Source organism: Streptomyces flavotricini, assembly GCF_020639365.1.
Taxonomy (GTDB): Bacteria; Actinomycetota; Actinomycetes; order Streptomycetales; family Streptomycetaceae; genus Streptomyces; species Streptomyces flavotricini.
This window is the reverse complement of the sequence record NZ_JAINUL010000001.1, coordinates 854,197-877,119: the sequence shown is the minus strand read 5'-3', so window position 1 is coordinate 877,119 and position 22,923 is coordinate 854,197. Positions and strand designations below refer to the sequence as shown.

Here is a 22,923-nt window from a genome sequence, read left to right as displayed (position 1 = left end):
GGAGAACCCATGCGCCACCCCGCCCGCCTCGGGACAGCCCTGACCCTCGCCCTCGCCACCGCGGGCTGCTCCACCGCAGCCGGCGCAGGATCCGGGGCGGACGGCAAGCCCGCCGCCGGCGCGGTCTCCGTCACCAGCTGCGGCCGTCAGCTGACCGTCGCCGGGCCGCCGCGGCGGACCGTCGCCCTTGACCAGACCTCGACCGAGATCCTGCTCGAACTCGGGCTCCAGGACCGGATGGCGGGGACCGCCAACCTCAAGACGAAGATCCCTGCGCAGTACGAGGCCGCGTACGCCCGGATCCCGGTCATCGCCCCGAAGATCGCGACCGGCGAGCAGCTCCGTTCCGCCACCCCCGACTTCGTCGTCGCCGGCTCCGCGGACCTCTACACCAAGGACCGCGCCGGCACCCGCGAGGAACTGGACGCCCTCGAAGTCCCCACCTTCGTCAGCGCCGTGGACTGCCCTCACCAGAACCCGCCCGGCACCACCGCGTTCGATCTGCTCTTCTCCGACTACGAGAACCTCGGCACGCTCTTCGGCGCCCGGGAGCGGGCCGGCAAGCTCGTGGCCGACCAGCGCGCGGCGGTCGCCAAGGCGGGGGAGAACGCCGCCGGGGTCCCCCAGGGCGCGCAGCGGCCGAGCATCGTCTACCTCTACTCCGTCTTCAACGGCATGCCGTACGTGGCCGGCAAGAACGGCCTGCCCAGTGAGATGAGCCGGATCGTCGGCGCGAGGAACGCCTTCGACGACGTCAACGAGGACTGGCCGGAGGTCACCTGGGAGGAAGTCGCCAAGCGAGACCCGGACTTCATCGTGATCGGCGACCTGTCCGAGCGGGGGCGGCCCGGCGACAGCGCCGCGGAGAAGCGCTCCGAGATGGCCCGGCACCCGGTGATCTCGAAACTGGCGGCCGTCCGCGACGGGCGGATCCTGGAGGTGCCCGGCATGGAACTGGACCCGTCGGTGCGCTCCGTGCACGCCCTCGGGCTGCTGGCGAACGGCATGAAGGACCTCGGACATGTCCGCTGACCCGGCCACCACCGTGAGGGGACCCGCCGGGACGGCCCACGCGGTCCTCCTGCTCCTCGCCGCCGGCGCGCTGGCCGTCTCGGTGGCGGGCGCCGTGCGCATCGGCACCGCGGATGTCGGCTGGAGCGGGCTCGCCCGCGTCCTCGGCGGCCGTCTCGGCCTGGACGTGCGGCCGTTGGCCCCGCTCGTCGACTCGCTCGTCTGGGACCTGCGGCTGCCGCGCGTGCTGATGGCCGCCCTCGTCGGCGCCTCCCTCGCCGTCTGCGGCACGGTGCTCCAAGCGGTCACCCGCAACGCCCTCGCCGACCCCTACCTGCTCGGCGTCTCCTCCGGCGCATCCGCGGGAGCCGTCACCGTCCTCGTCCTCGGGATCGGCGCGAGCACGCTCGGCGTCACCGGAGGCGCGCTCGCCGGCGCGCTGCTCTCGTTCGGGCTGCTCCTGCTGCTCCTGCGGCGCACCGGACTGGATTCGGTCCGCATCGTCCTCACCGGAGTGGTGGTCGGCCAGCTCTTCACCGCCCTGACCTCGCTGATCCTCATGGCCTCGGCGGACGCGGACACCACGCGGGCCGTCACGCACTGGCTGCTCGGCTCGATGGCGCCGGCCCGCTGGAACACCGTCGTGGTCTGCGCGATCGTCACCCCGCTGGGGCTGCTGGTGGCCTGGCTGTGCTCGAACGCCCTCGACGGACTCGCCTTCGGCTCCGACACCGCCACGTCCCTCGGGATCGGCGTGCGGCATACGCGGACGCTGCTGCTCGTGGTCACCGCCGCGCTGACCGCCGTCGCGGTGGCCACCGTCGGCGCCATCGGCTTCGTCGGGCTGATCGTCCCGCACGGGGTGCGGTTCCTCGTCGGGCCGCTGCACCGGCTGCTGCTGCCGTACGCGGCGCTCGCGGGCGCGGTGTTCCTGGTGTGGACGGACGCGCTCGCGCGGATCGCCTTCGCGCCCCGTGAGGTTCCCGTAGGCGTGATCACCGCCCTGCTCGGAGTGCCGCTCTTCCTCCTCGTGCTGCGCAAGCGGGGTGAGCTGTGAGGATCAGCGCCGAGAAGGTGAGCTGGTCGGTGGCCGGCACGCAGGTCGTACGGGAGGTCGGCGCGGACATCGCGTCCGGCGAGACCGTCGCGCTGCTCGGCCCCAACGGCTCGGGCAAGTCCTCGCTGCTGCGCTGCCTGGCCGGGCTGCGGACGCCCGAGGCGGGTACGGTCCGCTACGACGGCGAGTCCGTACGGGGCTGGAGCGCCCGGCGGACCGCCCGCCACGTCGCCTTCGTGGCACAGGACCCGGGCGCCGACAGCGACCTGCGGGTCTCCGACGTCGTCGGCCTGGGACGGACCCCGTTCCGGGACCGCTGGCGCGGACCGGACGCCACCGACCGGGCGGCGGTCGCCGACGCGCTGGAGCGCGTCGGGCTCACCGCGCTCGCGGGCCGGCCCTGGAAGGCGCTGTCGGGCGGCGAGCGCCAGCGCGCCCACATCGCCCGCGCGCTGGCTCAGCAGCCGTACGCGCTCCTGCTCGACGAGCCCACCAACCACCTCGACGTCAAACACCGCTTGGAGTTGATGGAGCTGCTGGCCGGGAGCGGACGGACGGTCCTGATCGCGCTGCACGACCTGTCGCTCGCCGCCCGGTACTGCGACCGGCTGCTGCTCCTGCACCACGGCCGCCTGATCGCCTCCGGCGCGCCCGCGGCCGTCCTCACCGCCGAGCGGCTCGCCGAGGTCTTCGAGGTCGACGCCGAACTCACGACCGATCAGCTAGGCCACCCCGCGGTCGCCTACCGCGGGCCGCTCGGCACCCTGCCACCGGTACCCCGATCCGCCCTCTGAAAAGGAACCCCGTGAACCGCACCACCCCCCTCCCCGCCCTCGCGCCGCCGTCCGTCGACGCACTCGTCGAGGCCGTCCTGGCCGGCGAACACGGCCCACTGCCCTCCGAACTCGTCGCCACCAGCGTGTTCTGGATCCACCACGGCACCCGGCTGGCCGGCGGCGACACCACGTACCTCAACCAGTACGTCCTGGTCCGCCTCGGCGGCTCCTTCGGAGGCTGCGCCTTCGAGGCCGGCGAGATCGACCCGGGAATCTGCCGCGACTCCTGCGGCGTTCCGCTCGACGCCCTGCTGCGCGGGGCCCCGCGCCCGCTGCGGATCGCCGCCCTCGACGCGTACCTGTCCGAGACCCGCCCGCACCGGGTGGCCGCCGCGGCGGGTGAAGCCGAACCGGTCGCCCTCCCGACCGGTACCCCCGAGACGCGCGCGAAGGCCCGCGACGCGGCCATCGCCGGTCTGCTCGACATCGACGAAGGGGCCCGCGTGGGTCTCATCGGCGTCGTCAACCCGCTCGTCGCGGCGATCCGCGAGCGCGGTGGCGAACCGCTGCCCTGCGACTTCAACCTCAAGGCCACCCAGTGGGGCGACCCCGTCACCGACGACATGGACCAGGTGCTGGAGCGCGCCCAGGCCGTCGTCGCCACCGGGATGACCCTGAGCAACGGCTCGTTCGACACCGTCCTGGAGCGCTGCCGCTCCCGCGGCATCCCGCTGATCGTCTACGCGCAGACCGGCAGCGCCGTCGCCCGCGCCTTCCTCGGCTCCGGCGTGACCGCCCTGTCCGCCGAGCCGTTCCCGTTCTCCCAGTTCAGTGCCGAGGAGACGGTCCTGTACCGCTACCGGACGGTGAGCCGCGCGTGATGCCCACCGGCACCGGACACGCCCCCTGCCACCACGGCGAGCTCCTCCAGGGCGTGTTCCTCGACACCGACGGCCGCCGGTGCGCCGGCCTGGTCACCCTCCCCATGGCCGGCCCGGGCAGTCGCGCCGAGTTCCTCCGCAGGCCCGGTACGGCGCCCGAAGCACTCACCGCCGTACCCGCCGACCGTACGAAAGCCGTACGGGCCGCGTCCCTCGCGGTGGCGGAATACGCGGAGCGGACCGGACAGCCGCCCTGCGGGGGTGAGTTGAGGCTCACCGGTGACATACCGGTGGGCCTCGGCATGGGCAGCTCGACCAGTGACGTGATCGCCACCGTCCGCGCGGTCGCGGACTCGTACGGGCTGCGGCCGACCCCCGAGGCGGTCGCCCGGCTGGCCGTGCGGGCGGAACAGGCCTGCGATCCCCTGATGCTGGACGGCCGGCCGGTGCTGTTCGCCCAGCGCGAGGGCCGGGTGCTGGAAGCCCTCGGGCCGGCCCTGCCGCCGCTGGTCGTGGTGGGCTGCGCCCTCGGCGGGGGCGCGCCCGTGGACACCCTCTCCCTGCCCGTCCGGGAGCCCGAGGAGGGCGACGTACGGGCCTGGGAGCGGCTGCGTACGCTGCTGCGCCGGGCGGTGGCCACCGCGGACGCACGGCTTCTCGGCGAGGTGGCCACCGCCAGCGCCCGGCGCGGTCAACAAGTGCTGAGGCACCCGGAGTTCGAGGCGCTGGCCGCGATCCACCGGCGGGTCGGGGCGGTCGGCGTGCAGATCGCGCACAGCGGCGCGGTGGCGGGCGTGCTCTTCGACCCGGCCGCGCCGCATCTGCGCCACCGCGTACGCGGCTGCCTGCGCGCCCTCGACGCCCACGGCATCCCCGCCACCCGCACCTTCACCACCTTCCCCACCACCGGCAAGGAGTTCCCGCATGGATCAGCACATCGCCGAGGCGATCGGCCGGCCGGACCTGATACGGCTCGACGACCGGCTCGTCTGCCTGCGTTTTGAGACCATGAAGGTGGTCTCCGCCCTCGCCGCGGTACGCCGTCTGCTGGACACCGGGGCGGTGCGCCGCGGGGACACCCTGCTGGACAGCTCCAGCGGCATCTACGCGTACGCCCTCGCCCTGGCCTGTCACCGGTACGGCATGCGCTGCCACATCGTCGGCTCGACGACGGTCGACCGCACGCTGCGCACCCAGCTCGCCGTGCTCGGGGCGACCCTGGAGCAGATGGAGCCGTGCAGCGACCTGGGGCTCGACCAGAAGCGGCGGGTGGAGCGGATCCACGAGATCCTCGCCGAGCACCCCGAGTACCACTGGATGCGGCAGTACCACGACGACATCCACTACCTCGGCTACCGCGTGATCGCCGACCGGATCCGGGAGGAGACGGGCGGCGCGACCGGGCTCACCGTCGTCGGAGGGGTCGGATCGGGGGCCTCCACCGGATCCCTCGCCCGCCACCTGCGCGGGGCTGCCGCCGCCCCGGCCGATGTCGAACTCGTCGGCGTCCAGCCGTACGGCAGCCTCACCTTCGGCGCCGAGCACGTCCGAGACCCCGAGATCATCATCGCCGGGATCGGCAGCTCCATCCCGTTCGGGAACGTCTCGCACGAGCTGTACGACACCCTGCACTGGATCTCCTTCGATGCCGCGCTGGCGGGCAGCGTCGACCTCCTGCGCCGGCACGCGGTCTTCGCGGGCCTCTCCACCGGCGCCGGCTACCTCGCCGCCCGCCACGAGCGCGAGCGCGCCCCCGAGCGGACGGTCCTGTTCATCGCCGCCGACACCGGTCACCGGTACGTCGACACCGTCCACGCCCGGTACCGGGAGGCGGCGCCGATCGAGCACCTCGCGCCGCGGGAGGTCCGCGACCCGAGCGGGCTCGCCCTCCCGTGGTCCCGCATGCGGTGGAACCGCGCCCCGGCGGCGCCGGCGGTCCGGGGGGTCGGCCGGCAGGGGTGAGTTCACCGGCGCGTACCCCCGCGCCCCGCCCCGCCTACCGGCGCGTGGCGGCACGAGAAGGGCCCGGTCGGCCGGGGGCGGCCGACCGGGCCCTCTGACTCGGACTCGGACTCTGGTACCGACTCTAAGGGGGGCCGGGGGTCAGCGGAGGTCGAACCGGTCGAGATTCATCACCTTGTCCCACGCGGACACGAAGTCGCGCACGAACTTCTCTCCCGCGTCCTGGGAGGCGTAGACCTCCGAGAGCGCCCGCAGCTGCGAGTGCGAACCGAAGACGAGGTCGACGGCGGTGGCCGTCCACTTGACCTCGCCCGAGGCCCGGTCGCGGCCCTCGAACACGTTCTCGGCCGCGGCCGATGCCGTCCACTGCGTACCCATGTCGAGCAGGTTGACGAAGAAGTCGGTGGTCAGCGACTCCGGCCGGTCGGTGAGGACGCCGTGCCGGGACCGCCCGAAGCCGGTGTTCAGGGCGCGCATGCCGCCGACCAGGACCGTCATCTCGGGAGCGGTGAGATTCAACAGGTTGGCGCGGTCCAGCAGGAGGGTCTCCGGCGCCGTCTTCTCCCCCTGCCGGAGGTAGTTGCGGAACCCGTCGGCCCTGGGCTCGAGCACGGCGAAGGAGTCCACGTCGGTCTGCTCCTGCGAGGCGTCCGTACGCCCCGGCGCGAAGGGGACCGTGATGTCGTACCCGGCGTTCTTGGCGGCCTGTTCGACGGCCGCGCACCCGCCCAGGACGATCAGGTCGGCGAGCGAGACCTTCGTGCCGCCCGTCGCCGACGCGTTGAAGTCCTGCCGGATCTGTTCGAGGGTCCCCACCACCTCGCCCACCTCGGGCAGGGCGTTGCTCTCCCAGTCCCGTTGCGGCGCGAGCCGGATCCGCGCCCCGTTGGCCCCGCCGCGCTTGTCGGTGCCGCGGAAGCTCGCCGCCGACGCCCAGGCGGTCGTGACCAGTTGGGGGACGGACCGTCCCGAGGCGAGGATCTTCCCCTTGAGGGCGGCGACGTCCGCCTCCGACACCAGCGGGTGATCGACCTCGGGCACGGGGTCCTGCCACAGCTGCGGCTCGGCGACCCACGGGCCGAGGTAGCGGGGGAGGGGGCCCATGTCGCGGTGCAGCAGCTTGTACCAGGCCTTGGAGAAGGCCAGCGCGAGCTGGTCCGGGTTCTCGTGGAAGCGCTTGGCGATCGGCGCGTAGACCGGATCCACCTTCAGCGCGAGGTCCGTCGTCAGCATCATCGGAGCGTGCCGCTTCGACGGGTCGTGGGCGTCGGGCACCGTGCCCCGGGCCGCCGGGTCCGTGGGAGTCCACTGCTTGGCGCCGGCGGGGCTGGTCGTCAGCTCCCAGTCGTAGCCGAGCAGGTTGTCCAGGTACCCGTTGTCCCACTTGGTCGGTGCGGTGGTCCACGCGCCTTCGAGCCCGCTCGTCAGCGCGTCGGCGCCGACGCCGGTGCCGGACGCGTTCTTCCAGCCGATCCCCTGCTGCTCGATGGGGGCGGCTTCGGGTTCGGGACCGATATAGGCGGGGTCCGTGGCGCCGTGGCACTTCCCGAACGTATGTCCGCCGACGATGAGTGCCAGCGTCTCCTCGTCGTCCATCGCCATGCGCGCGAACGTCTCGCGAATGTCGCGGGCGGCGGCCTTCGGATCGGGGTTTCCGTTGGGCCCTTCCGGATTGACGTAGATCAGACCCATCTGCACGGCGCCGAGAGGACCGGAGAGTTCCCTGTCACCGCTGTAGCGCTCGTCTCCGAGCCAGGTTTCCTCGGTCCCCCAGAAGATCTCCTCCGGCTCCCAGGTGTCCTTCCGTCCGAATCCGAATCCGAACGTTTTCAGACCCATGGATTCGATGGCGCAGTTTCCGGCGAAAATCAGAAGGTCGGCCCAGGAGATCTTCTGCCCGTACTTCTGCTTGACCGGCCAGAGCAGACGGCGGGCCTTGTCCAGGCTGGCGTTGTCCGGCCAGCTGTTGAGGGGGGCGAAGCGCTGGGAGCCGGCTCCGCCGCCACCGCGGCCGTCGGCGATGCGGTACGTACCGGCGGCGTGCCAGCTCATCCGGATGAACAGCGGCCCGTAGTGGCCGTAGTCGGCGGGCCACCACTCCTGGGACGACGTCATCACCTCGAAGACGTCCCGTTTCAGCGCGTCGACATCGAGGGTCGCGAACTCCTTCGCGTAGTCGAAGTCCTCGCCCATCGGATCGGACAGGGGCGAATGCCGGTGGAGGACTTGCAGGTCCAGCTGATTCGGCCACCAGTCCTGGTTCGTCCTGGGCCGAGTCGGCGCGGGGGTCGGGGAGGGAATTGCTGGGTTCTCGCTTTCGCTGCCGGACACGTCCGCCCTTCTTCCTGTCTCGGTGTCTGCTGCTCTGCTCTGCTTCTGCCGGTGACTGCTCACTGCTGACTGCCGGGCGTCCGTATGGTCGCGCACCGCGGACCGCGCGGCCGCGAGAACACGCAGAACTCTTCCGGACGCTGAGGAATTCGGGAAAAGGCGGGTTTTCGGATCAACGCGATCGACCCGGACGGGTGACGTGTCCCGCGCCCCGGCGGGTCGCGGGTCGGGGGCGGTCCGGGCCGTCAGGATGGCCCCCTCCCGACAGTGAGAAGGAGTTGTCCGTGCTCGAGAGACAGCGTCGAAAGAACGCCACCGAGGTCACCTTCGTACTGCCCGACGGGGACCCGCCCGGACCGGTCAGCGTGGTGGGAACGTTCAACGGGTGGCAGCCCGGCTCCCACGTGCTCGAATCCCGCCCCGACGGGACGCGCGCGGTGACGGTGGCGCTGCCGGCGAAGGTCACGCACTCCTTCCGCTACCTCGCGGCGGGGGACTACTGGTTCAACGACGAGAGCGCCGACGGCCACGACGGCCCGAACTGCCGCCTGCAGACCTGATCCCGGCCCGGCCCCGGGCTGCCGCCCGCCCCGCCCGCACGGCCGGGGCGGGCGGCGGCCGGAGCGGGCGGGACCGGGATGCCGGTCAGCGGGCGCGTCCCGTCGCGCGGCTGGCCGCCGCGGCGTCCGTGACGTCGAGGAACACCTGGTCCAGCTCGGGCCAGCGCGTCTTCAGCTCCTCCTTGATGCGGACCATCGCGTCCTCGACGGTCTCGCTGTCGTACCCGGGCGTCAGGTCGACGCTCGCCGCCAGGAGCGCCGAATCCGGGCTCAGCCGCATGGTCAGCAGGGTGGTGACCGAGTCGATCTCCGGCTGCTCGCGCAGCAGCTCCCGTACCCCGCGCTGCACCTCGGGATCGGCCGCCTCGCCGATCAGCTGGGCCCGGGCGCCCTTGCCGAGCGTGTACGCCACGTAGACGAGCAGGACGCCGATCAGGATGGAGGCGGACGCCTCGTACGCCATCCGCCCGGTCGCCATGTGGAGGCCCATGCCCGCCATGGCCAGCAGGACGCCGGCGCAGGCCGTGCCGTCCTCCGCGAGGACGGTCCGCAGCGCCGGGTCCCGGCCCACCCGGATCTCCTCGCGCACGCTGTGGTCGGCTGCCGCGGCCGCGCCGCGGACCTGGAGGACGGCCCGGGCCAGTGAGGCCCCCTCGGCGAGCAGCGCCACGAAGAGCACGGCGAAGCCGATCAGGTACCCCTCGTGGGACTCGGAACCGCCCGCGCGGAACGCCTCGACGCCCTGGAAGACCGAGAAGCAGCCTCCGGTGACGAAGATGCCGACGGCGGCCAGCAGGGACCAGAAGTAGCGCTCCTTGCCGTAGCCGAAGGGGTGGTGCCGGTCGGCCGGACGACGGCTGCGCTTGACCGAGGCCAGCAGGAAGACCTCGTTCAGGCTGTCGGCCACCGAGTGGGCCGCCTCGGACAGCAAGGCGGGGGAGCCGGCGATCACACCGCCGACGGCCTTGGCGACGCAGATGACCAGATTGGCCGCGAGGGCCACCCACACGGTGAAGCGGGTCTCGCTGTCCCGCTCCCGCTTCCGCGCGGAGTGCGTACGGGTATCGCCCATGGCCTTGGCCTGCCCTGATCGCGCGTGGTCGGGTACGAGCGGAACCGGCTCGTCTTCTCGTACCGCGACGCCTGCCCGGACGGGAGCGTCTCAATCAGCGCCTCGGACTCGCCGTGACGGGGCGCGCGGCGAGGCGCGCAGCGGGTGAGGGGGAGGGGCGGGGCGGGGCGGGGCGGGGCAGGTTTCCGGAGCCACGTGTCGGGCAGGCGCGCCGCGGGGGACGGACACGCGGTCGAGGAGTGACGGGCCATGGAAGACCAAGGCGGCGCCGGAGGCGTACCCCTGCACGGTCACGGAGACGAGGAGCGCCGCCGTGCCCCGCACGCGGGCAAGGACGGGCACGCCGTCCGCGCGGCGGACACGGACGAGGCGAGCCGTCTCGACAGGCCGGGACAGTCCTCGAAGAAGGGACCCGGACCGGTGCGCGAGATCCCTCACGGGGAGTCCTCGGAGTGACCCCTGGCGGATCGGCTGGCGGATCAGCCGAGGGGGAAGATCGTATGATCGCACGGCTCGTGCGGCGTAATTCCGTAGAGTAACCGGTCGGTAGCTCTGGATCATCAGGGCTGTTCTCTGTAGCGTCATCTCTCGCGCCGCCACACCCAGGGCACACGGCCCTGCGGGACTCGCGGCGCAGGGGAATTACTCACGTTGACGACTGCCATTCAAGGCATCTTCGCCGTCCGTCCCTATACGCCTCACTGCCAGGTCATCCACGACGAGGGAGACCATGCCGTCATAGGCATCTCGTCCGGGAACTCCTATTTCACCCACGACCGCGTGCTCGAACTCGCCCGGTGGGGGCTCGACCACTTCCGCCAGGTCGATCTCATCTGGACCGACATGCACGTCGCCGAGATGTTCGTGGCACTCGGTTACCCCGAGATCGAAGCGCAGCGCAAGGCGGTGAAGAACCTCCGCGGAGTGCGCGCCAAGGTCACCTCGGCCGTCGCCGCCCTCGACCCCGAGGGGGAGCGGCTGCGCGGCCGCCCCATGTCCGCGCTCCTGGAGCTCCCCGCCTACCAGCGCATCCGCTCCGGGCTCGACGTCCTCATGGCCGACGACCCCGAGTTCCGCGAGGTGTGCGACCAGCTCGCGGCCCGGTTCCTCGCCGACAAGCTGAACGGCCTGCCGCCGACCGAGCTGCAGCGCCAGGTGTGCATCAAGTACGTGTGCGCCGAAGTGCCGCTGTTCCTCGACACCCCGGCCATCCTCGGGGTCTCCTCCTCCCTCAACTGCTACCACCAGGCACTGCCGTTGGCCGAGCTGCTGTACGCACGGGGCTGGGGGCTGCGCGCCTCGCGCAATCAGGGCCACGCCGTCATCACCCCCGCCGAAGAACGCGAAGAACAGGACCGCTCCGCATGACCAGCACCATCGAACCCATCGCGGCCGCGCCGGCCGACGAGCTCACCCGGTTCCCGTTCGACGCCAACGGCACGCGACTGCCGGACGAGATCACGCACCTGCTCACCCACGAGCCGGTCAAGAAGGTCCGCACCATAGCCGGGGCGGAAGCCTGGCTCGTGTCCTCGTACCGCCTGTGCAGGCAGGTGCTCGACGACCCCCGGTTCTCCCTCAAGGACACCTCCGCCGAGGGCGCACCCCGTCAGTACGCGCTGACCATCCCCCCGGAGGTGGTCAACAACATGGGGAACATCACGGGTGCCGGGCTGCGCAAGGCCGTGATGAAGGCCCTCAACCCGAAGGCCCCCGGGCTGGAGGAATGGCTGGTCGGCCACGCGCACGCCCTCGTCGACCAGCTCGTCGCCACCGGGGTGCCGGCCGACCTGCGCCGCGACTTCACCGTCCCGTACTCCACCGGACTGCACTGCCACATCCTCGGCATCCCCCAGAGCGACGGCCCCGACCTCTACCGGTCGCTGCACGTCGCGTTCATGAACAGCCCGCGCCCCATCCCCGCGGCGGGCATCAACTGGGACCGCGACATGGCCCACATGGTCGCCCGGCTGGACGACCCGGCGACGACGGGCCTCATGGCCGAGCTCGCCGCCCTGCGTGACGACCCCGACTACGCGCACCTGACCGACGAGATGCTCGCCACCGTCGGCGTCACGATGTTCGGCGCGGGCGTCATCAGCGTCATGGGGTTCCTCACCATGGCCCTGGTCTCGCTGATCCAACACCCCGAACTCAAGGCCGAGTTGATCGCCGACCCGAAGCTCGTGCCCGCCGCCGTGGACGAGCTGCTGCGCATCAACCTGTCGATCGCGGACGGGCTGCCCCGGATCGCGACCGAGACCGTGCAGCTCGGCGACGTCACCGTGCAGAAGGGGGAGTTGGTCCTCGTCCTCGTCGAGGCCGCGAACCACGACCCCGCCGAGTTCGAGGACCCGCACACGGTACGCCTCGACCGGCCGAACCCGAACGCGCACCTGTCGTTCGGCGGCGGCGGCCACTACTGCCCCGCGACCGCCCTGGGCAAGCGGCACGCGCAGATCGCCATCGAGGTGCTCCTCGAGCGGCTGCCCGGCCTCGACCTGGCCGTGCCGATCGAGCAACTCGTCTGGCGCACGGGGTTCATGAAGCGGATCCCCGAGCGGATGCCCGTCCTCTGGTGAGGACGGGCCCGCGCCCGCGGGTGCGCGTGCCCGCCTGAGCCGGACGTACGGAGCCGAGGACCGGGTCTGACCAGCCCGGCCCTCGGCGTCACCCGCACGCGTCCGTCACCGCTCCGCGACGGCCTCCAGCGGACTCAGCGAGGCGGCGCGGCGGGCCGGCACGGCGGCCGCGAGCACGCCTGTCGTCAAGGACACCAGACACACGAGGAGCAGCGTCCCCCAGGGCAGTGCCAGGGAGTACTCCTTCATCGCGCCGTTGGTCAGCGACCCGACCGCCCAGGCTCCGAACAGCCCGCCCGTCAGGCCCAGCAGCGTGCCGAAGGCGGCCACGGTCACCGACTCCAGGCGGATCATCCGCCGGATCCCGGCGCGGTCCATGCCGACGGCGCGCAGGACGCCGATCTCACGCGTGCGGTCCGCGACCGACATGGCCAGGGTGTTGACGATGCCGAGCAGCGAGATCACCGTACCGATCGCGAGCAGCCCGTACATCAGGGTCAGCAGGTCGGCCAGGGAGCCGGCCGCCTCGTCCACCAGCGCCTGCCGGTCCTTCACCTGCACCAGCGGGCTGTTGCCCGCGGCGGCGCGCAGCCCGTCCTCGGTGGTCTTCGAGACCGCCGCGCCGTCGGTGCGCACGAGGATCCGCTGGACGGAGTCGGGCAGGAAGCCGTCGCGCCGTACGTCGGCACGGGAGCCCAGCACCTCCCCGGCGGTGGGGTTGTCCTCGTAGACGCCGACGACCGTGTACCGCGTGAACTCCTGGTTGCGCCCGATACGGGCCTTGACCTGGCCGCCCGCGCTCACGCCCTGCTCCCGGGCGACGGTGGCGGAGAGCGCGATCCGTCCCGGTCCGAGGTCCTTCAGGGAGCCGCTGACGAAGTCGAGCCTCATGACGTCGCCCACGGCGGCGGGGTCGATGCCGGCGATCCTGCGGACGCCGCCGCCGGTGAAGACGGTGGAGTCCGCGATGCCGGCCGCCGTCTTCACCCCGGGGGTGCCCGCCACCCGCTTCTCGGTGCCGGGGTCGATGGCGGTCATGCCGCCCCTGCTGCCGATCACGTAGTCGGCGCCGAGGCCTGCCGCGGCCTGCCGGTCCAGGGCCTGCCCGGTGGAGTTCCCGATGACGGCGAGCCCGGCGACCAAGGCCGTACTGACGATCAGGGCGGAGGCGGTGGCCGCCGTGCGCCGCGGGTCGCGCAGCGCGTTCTCGCGGGCGAGGTGCCCGGTGATCCCGAACCGGCCGGTCAGCCTTCCCGTCAGCCGGATGACGGGGACGGCGAGCAGCGGCGCCAGCACGATCATCGCGACGACGAGCAGGGCGCAGCCGGACATCGCGTTCTGCAGGTTCTCCTCCGAGGCGTCCTTCGCTCCCGTCAGCGAGACCAGCAGTCCGCCCCCGGCGAGGAGCAGGAGCAGTCCCACCACGCCCCGGACCCGGGACGCGGTCGCGGTGGGCGGCTGCTCGCTGGTGCGCAGCGCCTCGATGGGCGCGACCTTCGCCGCCTTGCGGGACGGCAGCCAGGCGGCGAGCACCGTGATGCCCACGCCCACGCCGAGCGCCGCCACGACGGGCAGCGGGCCGATCACCAGCGGGCCGTCGGGCAGGGCGTCCTGAGGGGTGCTCAGGAGGCCGGGGAGTACGGAGGCGATGCCGAGGCCGAGTGCGAAACCGGCCGCCGACGCGACCAGGCCGAGCAGGACCGCCTCCCACAGGACGCAGCGGACCACCTGGCGGCGCGAGGCGCCGATCGCCCGCAGCAGCGCGATCTCCCGGGTGCGCCGGGACACGACCATGGTGAAGGTGTTGACGATGAGGAAGGAGCCGATGAAGAGCGAGACCCCTGCGAAGAGCATCGGCATCTTCTGGTGGCCGCGGGTCAGCGTGTCGGTGTAGGTGGCCTGCTGGGTCGCCTGGGCCGCGCCGGTGACCGCCTCGGCCCGGTCGGCCGGGAGCAGGGCGCTGATCCGTCCGGCGAGCTCGACTTCGTCCGTGCCGGGCTCCGCGGACACGTCGATCGACGTGTACCGGCCGGGGGAGGCGTACAGCGCCTGGGCGGTCGCCTTGTCGAACACGGCGAGGGTTCCGCCGGCGGTCACCCGCGAGTCCTCGGTCTTCACGATGCCGACGAGCCTCTTCTTCAGGACCGGGCCGTCGGTGGCCAGCGTGACCATGTCGCCGATCTCGAACCCGCCTGCCGCGGCGGTTCCGCTGTCCACGGCGAGTTCCCCGCCACCGCGCGGGGCGCGGCCCTCGACCAGGGGATGGCGGCTGTCGTTGCCGTCCTCGCCGGGTAGGTAGGCGGCGGCCAGGTTCGACCATGCCCTGCCGGCCCGCAGCGGACGGCCGTCCGCGCCGTTCAGGGTCGCCGACCCGTCGGCCGCGGGCCGCGCGGCGGCGACGCCGGGTACCTCGGCCAGCTTCCCTACGAGCGCGTCGTCGAGGGCTCCGGGCGCCTCCTCCCCGGCCCCGGGCGGGGCGTACTTCGGGGTCACGGTGACCGCGATGCCCGCGAAGTCCTTCGACGCGGCGGCGCGGTAGGCGGCGGCGGAGGACTCCGCGAAGACGAGGGTGCCGCAGACGAACGCGACACCCAGGCAGACCGCGAGGACGGTCATGACCAGACGGGCCTTGTTCGCCAGGACGTTGCGCAGGGCTGTTCTCAGCATGGGCAGCTTTCGGTGACGTGGGCGTACGGGGAGAACCGGGGGAGTCCGGTCGCGGTCAGCTGGTGCGGGAGTGGGTGTCGAGCGCCTTCATCCGGTCCAGCACCCGCTCCGGGGTGGGGTGGGCCATCTCGTCGACCAGGCGGCCGTCGGAGAGGAAGACCACGCGGTCGGCATAGCCGGCGGCGACGGGGTCGTGCGTCACCATGACCACCGTCTGACCGAGTTCGCGCACCGAGTCGCGCAGGAAGCCGAGCACCTCGGCGCCCGCGCGGGAGTCGAGATTGCCGGTGGGCTCGTCGCCGAAGATGATCGAGGGCCGGGAAGCCAGGGCGCGGGCCACGGCCACGCGCTGCTGCTGTCCGCCGGACAACTGTCCGGGCCGGTGGCCGAGCCGCCGGGAGAGCCCGACCATGGAGACCACGCGCTCCAGCCACTGCTGGTCGGGGCGGCGGCCCGCGATGCTCAGGGGCAGCGTGATGTTCTCCAGCGCGGTCAGCGTCGGCAGCAGGTTGAAGGCCTGGAAGATGAAGCCGATCCGATCGCGCCGCAGCTCGGTCAGCTGCCGGTCGCCCAGCGTGCTCAGCTCGGTGGTGCCGATGCGTACGGAGCCGGAGCTCACCGAGTCGAGCCCGGCGGCGCAGTGCATCAGGGTCGACTTGCCGCACCCCGAGGGGCCCATGATCGCGGTGAACTCGCCCTCCCGGAAGGCGATGCTGACGCGGTCCAGAGCGACGACGCGGGTGTCGCCGCTCCCGTAGACCTTCGACAGTTCGCTGGTGGCGGCCGCGAACCCGGTCGTCGGGTGCGGTGCGAGGGCGTCAAAGGGTGCGGCGGTCACGGGGACTCCTCTTCGGTGCGGGTGGATGCACTTCGAAGGGTGTCCGGCACGTGTATCGGGGCCGGGGCCCGCCGTGTTTCGGCGGCCGCGTCGCTTCGTATCAGTCGTGTAGCGGGCGGAGCGGGTGGGGGTGGCGCGGGCCCGTCAGGACGCGGGCAGGCCGAGGGTGGCGACGGCCCCGCCGGCCGGGTCGTTGCCCAGGCGCAACTCGGCGCCGAGGACCCGGGCCTGGCCCAGGGCGATGGTCAGCCCCAGCCCGTGGCCCGAGCCGCGCTCCGCCGCGCCCGTGTGGAAGCGGCGCGGACCCTCGCGCAGGAGGTCCGGGGGGAAGCCGGGGCCGTGGTCCCGTACGACGACCGTACGGCCCTCGACGGTGACCTCGACCGGGCCCGCGCCGTGCCGGTGGGCGTTGACGACGAGGTTGCCGACGATCCGTTCGAGGCGGCGCGGATCGGTCTCGACGGTCCCGGCGGCAGCCGTACCCGGGAATTCGGCCACGGTGACCGAAGCGTCGAATCCGGTGCGCGCCACGGCCTCGCGGACGACCTCGCCGAGCGGCACACGGGCGCGTACCGGGCGCTCGGCGCCCGCGTCCAGCCGGGAGATCTCCAGCAGGTCCTCGACCAGACCGCGCAGATCGCGTACCCGGCCCCGCACCAGGTCCTCCGTCTCACCGGCCGGAAGCAGGTCGGTGGCGGCCAGCAGACCGCCGACCGGGGTGCGCAGCTCGTGGGCCACGTCCGCCGTGAACTGGCGCTCGGTCCGAAGCCGCCGGCCGAGGCTGTCGGCCATGAGGTCGACGGTGGCGGCGATGTCGGCCACCTCGTCGCCTCCCTTGGTGGGCCCGGTACGGGCGTCCAGGTCACCGGCGGAGATGCGGCCCGCGGTCTCGGAGACCCGCCGCAGCCGGCGGCCGAGGAGCCCGGCCCCGTAGGCCGCCAGCGGGACGGCCGCGGCGAGGGAGACCAGCGAGGCCACGGCCATGCTCATGTCGAGCCGACGCAGATCGTGGAGCTCCGGGCTCATGTTGATCCGGACGGCCAGCACCGGGCTGCCTGGCCCGCCGACCCGCTGGGCGGCCCAGAAGCTCGGCCCGACGTTGTCGTCGACGTGGCCGTCGTAGGCGGTGTGCCGGGCGCCGTCGGCCGGGTGGTCCAGTGCGCGGGGCAGCTCGTCGGGATCGAGCTCGGCACCGTCCACCAGCGTCCCGGTGCGCCGGTACGTCTCCACGGCCGCGTACACGCCGTTGAACGCGCGCATCTCGGCGCGGCCGCGGATGTCGCTCGCGGTCCACAGGTGTACGAGTACGCCGACGGCCGCCGCGACCAGGCAGGCGGTGGCCGCGGCCAGCGCGGCGATCTTCCAGCGCAGGGAGACGCGGTCCGGGCGGGGGAGACGGCGGTACGGGCGCACCGGACTCAGCGCCTGAGCTTGTAGCCGAAGCCGCGGACCGTCTCGATCCGGTCCCGGCCGAGCTTGCGGCGCAGCCGCTGCACGCACAGGTCCACGACCCGGCTGTCGCCGTCCCAGCCGTACTCCCAGACGTTGCGCAGCAGGGTGTGCCGCTCCAGTACGACGCCCGGGTGGGCGGCGAACTCCAGCAGCAGCTTCAGCTCGGTCGGGGTCAGCGCCACCGGGGTCCCGGAGACGAATACCTCCAGGCCGCCGGTGTCGAGGGTCAGGTCCCCGAAGACCAGCAGGTCCCCCTGGGAGGGGGCCGGCTCCTCACCGGCGGCGCGCCCGGGCCCCGGGGCCGAGGGCGCGTACGTCGCCCGGCGCAGCAGCGAGCGGATGCGGGCCACGAGCACGTAGGTGTCCACGGGCTTGACGACGTAGTCGTCCGCCCCGGCCTCCAGACCGGCCACGATGTCGAGCCCGTCGCCGCGGGCGGACATCATCAGGATCGGCACCAGGCTGGTCTCCCGGACCCTGCGGCACAGCCCGATGCCGTCCAGGCCGGGCAGCATCACGTCCAGGATCAGCAGGTCGAAGCCGTCGCCCTCGCCGCCGTGGACGGCGCCGGTGTCCTCGCCGTCGCGGCCGCCGTCGCGGAAGAGCTCCAGCCCGGCGAGGCCGTCGGCCGCGGCCTTCACCCGGTAGCCGTAGCGTTCGAGGGCGACGGTGAAGGACCGGCGCATCAGCTCGTCGTCCTCCACCAGCAGCACGCGCACGGGGCGCGCGGAGGCCTGGGCGGGGGCGGGCGAGGACACGGGGAGGACTCCTGTGGAGGCGGACGGGCGGAGCGGCGGGCGACGCCGGATGGAACGATACGGCAGGTGGCGGGCGCGGTGACGGCGTCACCGGCCCGGCCTCCCGCTTCGATGGACGACCAAGCGCTCCCTGATACACGGCGGATACAAACCCCGCCCCTGAGGCACTCTGGTTGCCGCTCCGGGGCCGTGCGGTTTGACTGAAGGGCATGGACGAATCACGCCGGGCCTGGATCATGATCTTCGGCGTCGTCTGCGTCATCCTGGCCGATCTCGCGGCGATCATCCTGATGAACACCGTCGGAAGGTGACCGGCACGCGGATCGGGAATCAGGAATGGAGAAGCGCGGGCACGGGGCCGGAACTACCGTGTTGGTCATGGACATCACCATTCACACGAGCTCCCTGCCGCACGACGACCCGGAGGCCGCCCTGGCCTTCTACCGCGACACCCTCGGGTTCGAAGTCCGCAGCGATGTCGGCCAGGGCAAGATGCGCTGGATCACCGTCGGCCCCGTCGGCCAGCCCGGCACGTCCATTTTGCTGGCACCGCCGGCCGCCGACCCCGGCATCACCGACGCCGAGCGCCGCACCATCGTCGAGATGATGGCCAAGGGCACGTACGGCTGGATCCTGCTGGCCACCCGGGACCTCGACGCCACCTTCGAGAAGGTCCGGGGCGGCGACGCCGAGGTCGTGCAGGAGCCGACCGAGCAGCCGTACGGCATCCGCGACTGCGCCTTCCGCGACCCCGCGGGCAACCTGATCCGGATCCAGGAACTGCGCTGAGTCGCGACACCGAGCAGAGGGGGTTCTCGCATGTGCAATCCCGCATGGGGGCGCGCACTCACCGAGGCACAGCGCCTGAAGGACTTCGCCCGGCTGCGCCGCGTCCGCGACCGGATCGACCGGGAGTACGCCCATCCGCTGGACGTCGAGGCGCTCGCCCGCGGCGCGAGCATGGCCGCCGGGCAGCTCAGCCGGCAGTTCCGGCTCGCGTACGGGAAGTCGCCGTACGACTATCTGATGGCGCGTCGCATCGAGCGCGCCGGCTTCGGCGCCCGCCCCACCCGGCCGGCCGGCGTACCGCCGGGCGCCCGCGGACCGGTCAGGAATCGAGAAGCACCGGCCGCCCCGCCACAACTAGCGTGAAGGACATGAACTCCATCGCATCCGTCACCCTCGAGGTGGCCGACACCACGGCCGCCGACCGCTTCTACACCGCCTTCGGCCTCGGCGACCAGGTGGGCCTGCGCGCGTCGCAGGCACCGACGACCGGCTTCCGCGGGTTCGCGCTCGCGCTCACCGTGTCCCGGCCGTCCGTGGTCGACGGCTTCATCGGCGCCGCCCTCGACGCCGGTGCCACGCCGCTGAAGCCCGCCGCGAAGTCCTTCTGGGGCTACGGGGGCGTCGTCCGGGCACCGGACGGGACGATCTGGAAGGTCGCCACCTCGGAGAAGAAGGACGGGGGCCCCGCCCCGCTGCGGTTCGACGAGATGGTGCTCCTGCTCGGATCCGCGGACGTGCTCGGGAGCAAGCGGTTCTACCTCGACCGCGGCCTCACGGTCGCCAAGAGCTTCGGCAGCAAGTACGTGCAGTTCGAGGCCCCGTCGGGTGGCGTCAAGCTGGCGCTCTACGGGCGCCGCGCCCTCGCCAAGGAGGTCGGCGTCCCCGTCGACGGGACGGGATCGCACCGGCTGGTGCTCGGCGGCGACGGGGAGGCCTTCGCCGACCCGGACGGGTTCGCGTGGGAGGCCCCGGCGCGCATGCCCGCGCCCTGACCGGTCCCGCCCCGGGACGGGGCGAGGCGTGCGCGGCGAAGACCGGATTCGGCCCGAGGGAACTCGACGGCCCCCACCGGTGCTTCCGGATCCGGCCCATGCGCGTCCAAGCCCGGCGGGAGGCTGACGCCACGCCCGCCCCCGGCTCCCGAATTCGGTGGCGGACCCGCGCCTTCGCGGACGACCATGCGAGGCATGAGCGATCAATCCGCGCGATGGACCCGGGCGACCGTCTACCCCGACATGTGGGCCGACCCGGACGACGACCCCCGCAACAACGAGAACAGTCCCGACGGCGAACTCGCGACCCTGCAGGACTTCCTCGCCAACTACCGCATCACCCTGCGCATGAAGTGCGAGGACCTGGACGCGGAGCAGCTCGCCCGCCGGTCGGTGCCTCCCTCGACGATGTCCCTGCTGGGCCTGGTGCGCCACCTCGCCGAGGTGGAACGGGACTGGCGCAACTGGATCACCGACGGCGAACCGCTGCCGAAGCTGTACGGCGTGAAGGACGCGGACTTCCACGGAGCCGTCGCCGATCAGGCGGTGGTCGATGCCGCCCGTGCCGATCTGGAGCGCGAGCAGGCCGCGACCGACGCGGCGCTGGCCGCCCACCCGGACCTGGGCGAGCGCGTGGGGAAGGACGGGATCGCGATCCGGGAGCTGATGGTGCACCGGATCGAGGAGTACGCCAGGCACTGCGGCCAGGCCGACCTGCTGCGCGAGTGCGTCGACGGAAGAGTGGGCCAGTAGCGGCCCGCGGCCCGGCCGGGCAGGCGCCGCTACTATGGACGGGAAGATCTTCTGACAGCCGACCAGGGGTACGTGTGACGAACCGAGTGCCCGGCGTACCCCGGGTCCTGCGCACCTTGAACGACCGGGCGGCCCTGGAGCTCCTGCTGGAGCAGGGGCCGCTGTCCCGGGCCCAGATCGCCCGGCTGTCCGGGCTGTCCAAGCCGACGTCCTCCCAGATGCTGGCCCGCCTGGAGGATTCCGGCCTCGTCGTGGCCGGCGGCACCTCCGCCGGGCACCCCGGACCGGGCGCCCTGCTGTACACCCTCAACCCGGCGGCCGCGTACGTGGCCGGGCTCGACGTGACGCCCGGCCTGATCCGTACGGCGGTCGCGGACCTCACCGGGCGGACGATCGGCACGTACGAGCTCACCTCCCCGGAGGCGTGCGGCGGCGAGGTCGACCAGGTGATCGCGGCCGTCGAGGGAGCCGCCCGGGCGGCCGGGCTCACCTCCGACGCCATCCACCGGGTCGTCGTAGGGGCCCCGATGGCCTTCGACCACCGCGAGGGCCGGCTCCGCTACCCCAGCCACCTGCCGGGCTGGCAGTCGCCGACCCTGCTGCGGGAACTGGCGGCCGGACTCCCGATGCCCGTCGTCTGCGAGAACGACGTCAACCTCGTCGCCATCGCCGAGGGGCGTACCGGAGCGGCCCGCGGGTACGAGGACTTCTTCCTGCTGTGGAACGAGGAGGGCATCGGCGCCGCCATGATGTTCGGCGGCCGCCTGTACCGCGGGCGTACGGGCGGGGCGGGCGAGGTCGGCTTCATGCCCGTCCCCGGCACCCCGCTGGTGCGCAACCCCGAAGTGGCCGAGACCGGCGGCTACCAGGACCTGGCCGGCTTCCAGGTCGTGCCCGAGATGGCGCGCAGGCACGGCATCGACCACGTCGCCGACGGCGCTGAGCCCCTCGCCGGCACGGGACGGCGCGGGGCGGCCGACCCGGCGCTCGAGGAGGCCATGGCCATCCTGAGGCGGGCCTCGGCCGAGGCCGAAGGCCCGTACCGCAAGGTGCTGGAGGAGTTCGCGACGGCCGTCGCCACCGGCCTGTCCTCGATCGCCGGCGTACTCGACCCCGAGCTCGTGGTCCTCTCCGGCGGAGTGTTCCTGGCGGGCGGCGAACCGCTGCGCGCCCTGGTCGAGGCCGAGCTCGCCGAACTGTCCGCCTGCCAGCCGCCCCTGGTCCTCGCCGACATCCGCGAACACCCCGTCCTGCGCGGGGCGCTGGAGTGCGCCCTGGCCACGACGCGGGACGAGGTGTTCGACACCTCCCGCTAGCGGGAGCCGTCAGCGGGCCGTGCCGAAGTCCTGCGTCCAGTAGGAGTTCGGCTGCGCGAGGCCGACGCCGATCTCCTTGAAGGCACAGTTGAGGATGTTCTCGCGGTGCCCGGGGCTGTTCATCCAGCCGGTCATGACCTGCTCGGGCGTGCTGTACCCGTAGGCGACGTTCTCGCCGTAAGTCGTCCAGGCGAAGCCGCTCCGGGTGATGCGCTCGCCCGGGTCCGATCCGTCGGATCCGGTGTGCGACATGTTGGAGTGCGAGGCCATGTCCTGGCTGTGGTTGAGCGCGGCGGCCGTCAGCTTCGGGTTGACGGTGAGCGCCGAGCAGCCGACCTTGGCGCGCTCCTTGTTCACGAGGGCCACCACCTCGGCGGCCGGCCCGGAGGCCCCGCCCGCCGGGGTGGCCGGCTGCTCCGCGGTGGGCGGGGCCGACGGCTTCGCCGGGGCCGGGCGCGCGGGCTTCGCCGCGGGGGGCTGCCGCGTCGGCCCGGTGGCAGGCCGCTCCGGCTCAGGGGCCTGCGTGGTCTGCGCGGCCGGGGTGGCCGTCTCGGTCCCCAACGGGACCGGTGCGTCCGTCGGCTCCGCCACGGTCACGATCGACTCGGTGGGGGAGGGGGCGGTGTGGGAGGGGCGCATGCCGTGCCTGCCGCCGGCCTTCGCCCCACCCGCCTCATTGGTGTGCAGGCACGCCATGGCGGCCGTGGGTATGCCCACGAGGCCGAGGGCGACGGCGGCGATGGTTATTTTCTTGTAGTGCGTCTTCTTGCGGTGCTTGTGCATGCGTGACCTCACGTGGTTTCTGCGATGCGTCCTGCGCCTGAGCTGCTGGAGCGCGGGGGCCGGGCCGCCATTCTTAGAAGCCCCGGAACGGGCTGGCAAGTCTCGCCGCCGGGCCGCGGGGCAGAGCCGGGCGCCGGGCTTGAAATGGGCGGACGGTCGTGCTGACCGGATGGCCGGCCGGCCGCGTGAGATCGGGATCCTCCATCAGACACGGCTGTGACATGGCGAGTTGCCGCAGATGGTGCCGCCGTTGTGGACACCCATGTCGGGCGAAGAGGGGAATGTCGATTCGAGTGGGACAAATATCGACATGTCGGGGAGAGGGGAACGGACGTAATGCTTC

At 72.7% G+C, this 22,923-nt stretch carries 22 protein-coding genes; 15 read left to right on the top strand and 7 right to left on the bottom strand.

Annotation, left to right across the window (positions count from 1 at the left end; genetic code table 11):
• The first annotated feature begins 9 nt into the window (after positions 1 to 9).
• The 6 genes from K7B10_RS04300 to K7B10_RS04275 are packed head-to-tail and all read left to right on the top strand — an operon-like array spanning position 10 to position 5,687.
• On the top strand, positions 10 to 1,032 hold the full coding sequence (locus K7B10_RS04300; protein WP_229334601.1) for an ABC transporter substrate-binding protein: 1,023 nt from the start codon (positions 10 to 12) through the stop codon (positions 1,030 to 1,032).
• The gene (locus tag K7B10_RS04295) at positions 1,022 to 2,068 is read left to right on the top strand and encodes a FecCD family ABC transporter permease (protein WP_229334600.1); all 1,047 of its coding nucleotides are present in this window, start codon (positions 1,022 to 1,024) and stop codon (positions 2,066 to 2,068) included. The genes K7B10_RS04300 and K7B10_RS04295 overlap by 11 nt, the downstream gene beginning before the upstream one ends.
• Positions 2,065 to 2,862 carry an ABC transporter ATP-binding protein gene (locus tag K7B10_RS04290; RefSeq protein WP_229334599.1) on the top strand — a complete coding sequence of 266 codons (798 nt, stop codon included), beginning with the start codon at positions 2,065 to 2,067 and terminating at the stop codon, positions 2,860 to 2,862. The genes K7B10_RS04295 and K7B10_RS04290 overlap by 4 nt, the downstream gene beginning before the upstream one ends.
• An 11-nt stretch (positions 2,863 to 2,873) precedes the next feature.
• A complete protein-coding gene (locus tag K7B10_RS04285) occupies positions 2,874 to 3,725 on the top strand; it encodes a Rossmann-like domain-containing protein (RefSeq protein ID WP_229334598.1) in 852 nt (283 codons plus the stop codon).
• Positions 3,725 to 4,729, top strand: a complete 1,005-nt coding sequence (locus K7B10_RS04280) for a GHMP family kinase ATP-binding protein (RefSeq protein WP_229334597.1) — start codon at positions 3,725 to 3,727, stop codon at positions 4,727 to 4,729. Before K7B10_RS04285 ends, K7B10_RS04280 begins: the two co-directional genes overlap by 1 nt.
• Positions 4,650 to 5,687: a pyridoxal-phosphate dependent enzyme gene (locus tag K7B10_RS04275; RefSeq protein WP_229334596.1), complete on the top strand. Its 1,038-nt coding sequence runs from the start codon at positions 4,650 to 4,652 to the stop codon at positions 5,685 to 5,687. The genes K7B10_RS04280 and K7B10_RS04275 overlap by 80 nt, the downstream gene beginning before the upstream one ends.
• A gap of 141 nt (positions 5,688 to 5,828) precedes the next feature.
• Here K7B10_RS04275 and katG read toward each other — a convergent pair whose 3' ends face one another.
• Positions 5,829 to 8,018 (bottom strand): catalase/peroxidase HPI, encoded by a 2,190-nt coding sequence (katG, locus tag K7B10_RS04270; protein WP_229334595.1) that lies wholly within the window; start codon positions 8,016 to 8,018, stop codon positions 5,829 to 5,831.
• 284 nt (positions 8,019 to 8,302) lie between these two features.
• Between katG and K7B10_RS04265 the strand changes: the two genes are divergently transcribed.
• Positions 8,303 to 8,578, top strand: a complete 276-nt coding sequence (locus K7B10_RS04265) for an isoamylase early set domain-containing protein (protein WP_030863784.1) — start codon at positions 8,303 to 8,305, stop codon at positions 8,576 to 8,578.
• Between the two features lie 85 nt (positions 8,579 to 8,663).
• On the opposite strand, the gene K7B10_RS04260 is transcribed toward K7B10_RS04265, so the two are convergent.
• Positions 8,664 to 9,650, bottom strand: a complete 987-nt coding sequence (locus K7B10_RS04260; RefSeq protein ID WP_229334594.1) for a cation diffusion facilitator family transporter — start codon at positions 9,648 to 9,650, stop codon at positions 8,664 to 8,666.
• A gap of 249 nt (positions 9,651 to 9,899) precedes the next feature.
• On the opposite strand from K7B10_RS04260, the gene K7B10_RS04255 reads away from it, so the two are divergent.
• The 3 genes from K7B10_RS04255 (at position 9,900) to K7B10_RS04245 (ending at position 12,232) form a co-directional block, all read left to right on the top strand.
• Positions 9,900 to 10,106, top strand: coding sequence for a hypothetical protein (locus tag K7B10_RS04255; RefSeq protein WP_229334593.1), 207 nt, complete (start codon positions 9,900 to 9,902; stop codon positions 10,104 to 10,106).
• A gap of 195 nt (positions 10,107 to 10,301) precedes the next feature.
• Positions 10,302 to 11,018, top strand: coding sequence for a cyclodityrosine synthase (locus tag K7B10_RS04250; RefSeq protein WP_229334592.1), 717 nt, complete (start codon positions 10,302 to 10,304; stop codon positions 11,016 to 11,018).
• On the top strand, positions 11,015 to 12,232 hold the full coding sequence (locus K7B10_RS04245) for a cytochrome P450 (RefSeq protein ID WP_229334591.1): 1,218 nt from the start codon (positions 11,015 to 11,017) through the stop codon (positions 12,230 to 12,232). The genes K7B10_RS04250 and K7B10_RS04245 overlap by 4 nt, the downstream gene beginning before the upstream one ends.
• A 105-nt stretch (positions 12,233 to 12,337) precedes the next feature.
• Here the strand turns inward: K7B10_RS04245 and K7B10_RS04240 are convergent, their stop codons facing one another.
• The 4 genes from K7B10_RS04240 to cseB all read right to left on the bottom strand — a co-directional run bounded on the left by K7B10_RS04240 (position 12,338) and on the right by cseB (position 17,947).
• Positions 12,338 to 14,899 (bottom strand): ABC transporter permease, encoded by a 2,562-nt coding sequence (locus K7B10_RS04240; protein ID WP_229334590.1) that lies wholly within the window; start codon positions 14,897 to 14,899, stop codon positions 12,338 to 12,340.
• 55 nt (positions 14,900 to 14,954) lie between these two features.
• Positions 14,955 to 15,737, bottom strand: a complete 783-nt coding sequence (locus K7B10_RS04235; protein ID WP_372481365.1) for an ABC transporter ATP-binding protein — start codon at positions 15,735 to 15,737, stop codon at positions 14,955 to 14,957.
• 144 nt (positions 15,738 to 15,881) lie between these two features.
• Positions 15,882 to 17,150: a sensor histidine kinase gene (locus K7B10_RS04230; RefSeq protein WP_229334589.1), complete on the bottom strand. Its 1,269-nt coding sequence runs from the start codon at positions 17,148 to 17,150 to the stop codon at positions 15,882 to 15,884.
• 5 nt (positions 17,151 to 17,155) lie between these two features.
• Positions 17,156 to 17,947, bottom strand: a complete 792-nt coding sequence (gene cseB, locus K7B10_RS04225) for a two-component system response regulator CseB (RefSeq protein WP_308284500.1) — start codon at positions 17,945 to 17,947, stop codon at positions 17,156 to 17,158.
• Positions 17,948 to 18,325: 378 nt separating this feature from the next.
• Here cseB and K7B10_RS04220 point away from each other — a divergent pair, with 378 nt between their 5' ends.
• From K7B10_RS04220 to K7B10_RS04200, 5 genes are all read left to right on the top strand, one after another.
• A complete protein-coding gene (locus K7B10_RS04220; RefSeq protein WP_229334588.1) occupies positions 18,326 to 18,736 on the top strand; it encodes a VOC family protein in 411 nt (136 codons plus the stop codon).
• 30 nt (positions 18,737 to 18,766) lie between these two features.
• Positions 18,767 to 19,099, top strand: a complete 333-nt coding sequence (locus K7B10_RS04215; protein WP_229334587.1) for an AraC family transcriptional regulator — start codon at positions 18,767 to 18,769, stop codon at positions 19,097 to 19,099.
• Between the two features lie 5 nt (positions 19,100 to 19,104).
• A complete protein-coding gene (locus K7B10_RS04210) occupies positions 19,105 to 19,728 on the top strand; it encodes a VOC family protein (protein ID WP_229334586.1) in 624 nt (207 codons plus the stop codon).
• Between the two features lie 186 nt (positions 19,729 to 19,914).
• Positions 19,915 to 20,481: a mycothiol transferase gene (locus tag K7B10_RS04205; RefSeq protein ID WP_229334585.1), complete on the top strand. Its 567-nt coding sequence runs from the start codon at positions 19,915 to 19,917 to the stop codon at positions 20,479 to 20,481.
• A gap of 74 nt (positions 20,482 to 20,555) precedes the next feature.
• Positions 20,556 to 21,797, top strand: a complete 1,242-nt coding sequence (locus tag K7B10_RS04200) for an ROK family transcriptional regulator (RefSeq protein ID WP_229334584.1) — start codon at positions 20,556 to 20,558, stop codon at positions 21,795 to 21,797.
• Between the two features lie 9 nt (positions 21,798 to 21,806).
• Here K7B10_RS04200 and K7B10_RS04195 read toward each other — a convergent pair whose 3' ends face one another.
• Positions 21,807 to 22,580 carry a CAP domain-containing protein gene (locus K7B10_RS04195; RefSeq protein ID WP_229334583.1) on the bottom strand — a complete coding sequence of 258 codons (774 nt, stop codon included), beginning with the start codon at positions 22,578 to 22,580 and terminating at the stop codon, positions 21,807 to 21,809.
• Between the last annotated feature and the right edge of the window lie 343 nt (positions 22,581 to 22,923).

Coding starts and splice junctions, on each gene's coding strand:
- K7B10_RS04275 (WP_229334596.1), top strand. CDS start 4,650: ATGGATCAGCACATCGCCGAGGCGATCGGCCGGCCGGACCTGATACGG.
- K7B10_RS04245 (WP_229334591.1), top strand. CDS start 11,015: ATGACCAGCACCATCGAACCCATCGCGGCCGCGCCGGCCGACGAGCTC.
- K7B10_RS04210 (WP_229334586.1), top strand. CDS start 19,105: ATGAACTCCATCGCATCCGTCACCCTCGAGGTGGCCGACACCACGGCC.
- K7B10_RS04295 (WP_229334600.1), top strand. CDS start 1,022: ATGTCCGCTGACCCGGCCACCACCGTGAGGGGACCCGCCGGGACGGCC.
- K7B10_RS04260 (WP_229334594.1), bottom strand. CDS start 9,650: ATGGGCGATACCCGTACGCACTCCGCGCGGAAGCGGGAGCGGGACAGC.
- K7B10_RS04240 (WP_229334590.1), bottom strand. CDS start 14,899: ATGCTGAGAACAGCCCTGCGCAACGTCCTGGCGAACAAGGCCCGTCTG.
- K7B10_RS04300 (WP_229334601.1), top strand. CDS start 10: ATGCGCCACCCCGCCCGCCTCGGGACAGCCCTGACCCTCGCCCTCGCC.
- K7B10_RS04195 (WP_229334583.1), bottom strand. CDS start 22,580: ATGCACAAGCACCGCAAGAAGACGCACTACAAGAAAATAACCATCGCC.
- K7B10_RS04220 (WP_229334588.1), top strand. CDS start 18,326: ATGGACATCACCATTCACACGAGCTCCCTGCCGCACGACGACCCGGAG.
- K7B10_RS04205 (WP_229334585.1), top strand. CDS start 19,915: ATGCGAGGCATGAGCGATCAATCCGCGCGATGGACCCGGGCGACCGTC.
- K7B10_RS04255 (WP_229334593.1), top strand. CDS start 9,900: ATGGAAGACCAAGGCGGCGCCGGAGGCGTACCCCTGCACGGTCACGGA.
- K7B10_RS04280 (WP_229334597.1), top strand. CDS start 3,725: ATGCCCACCGGCACCGGACACGCCCCCTGCCACCACGGCGAGCTCCTC.
- K7B10_RS04215 (WP_229334587.1), top strand. CDS start 18,767: ATGTGCAATCCCGCATGGGGGCGCGCACTCACCGAGGCACAGCGCCTG.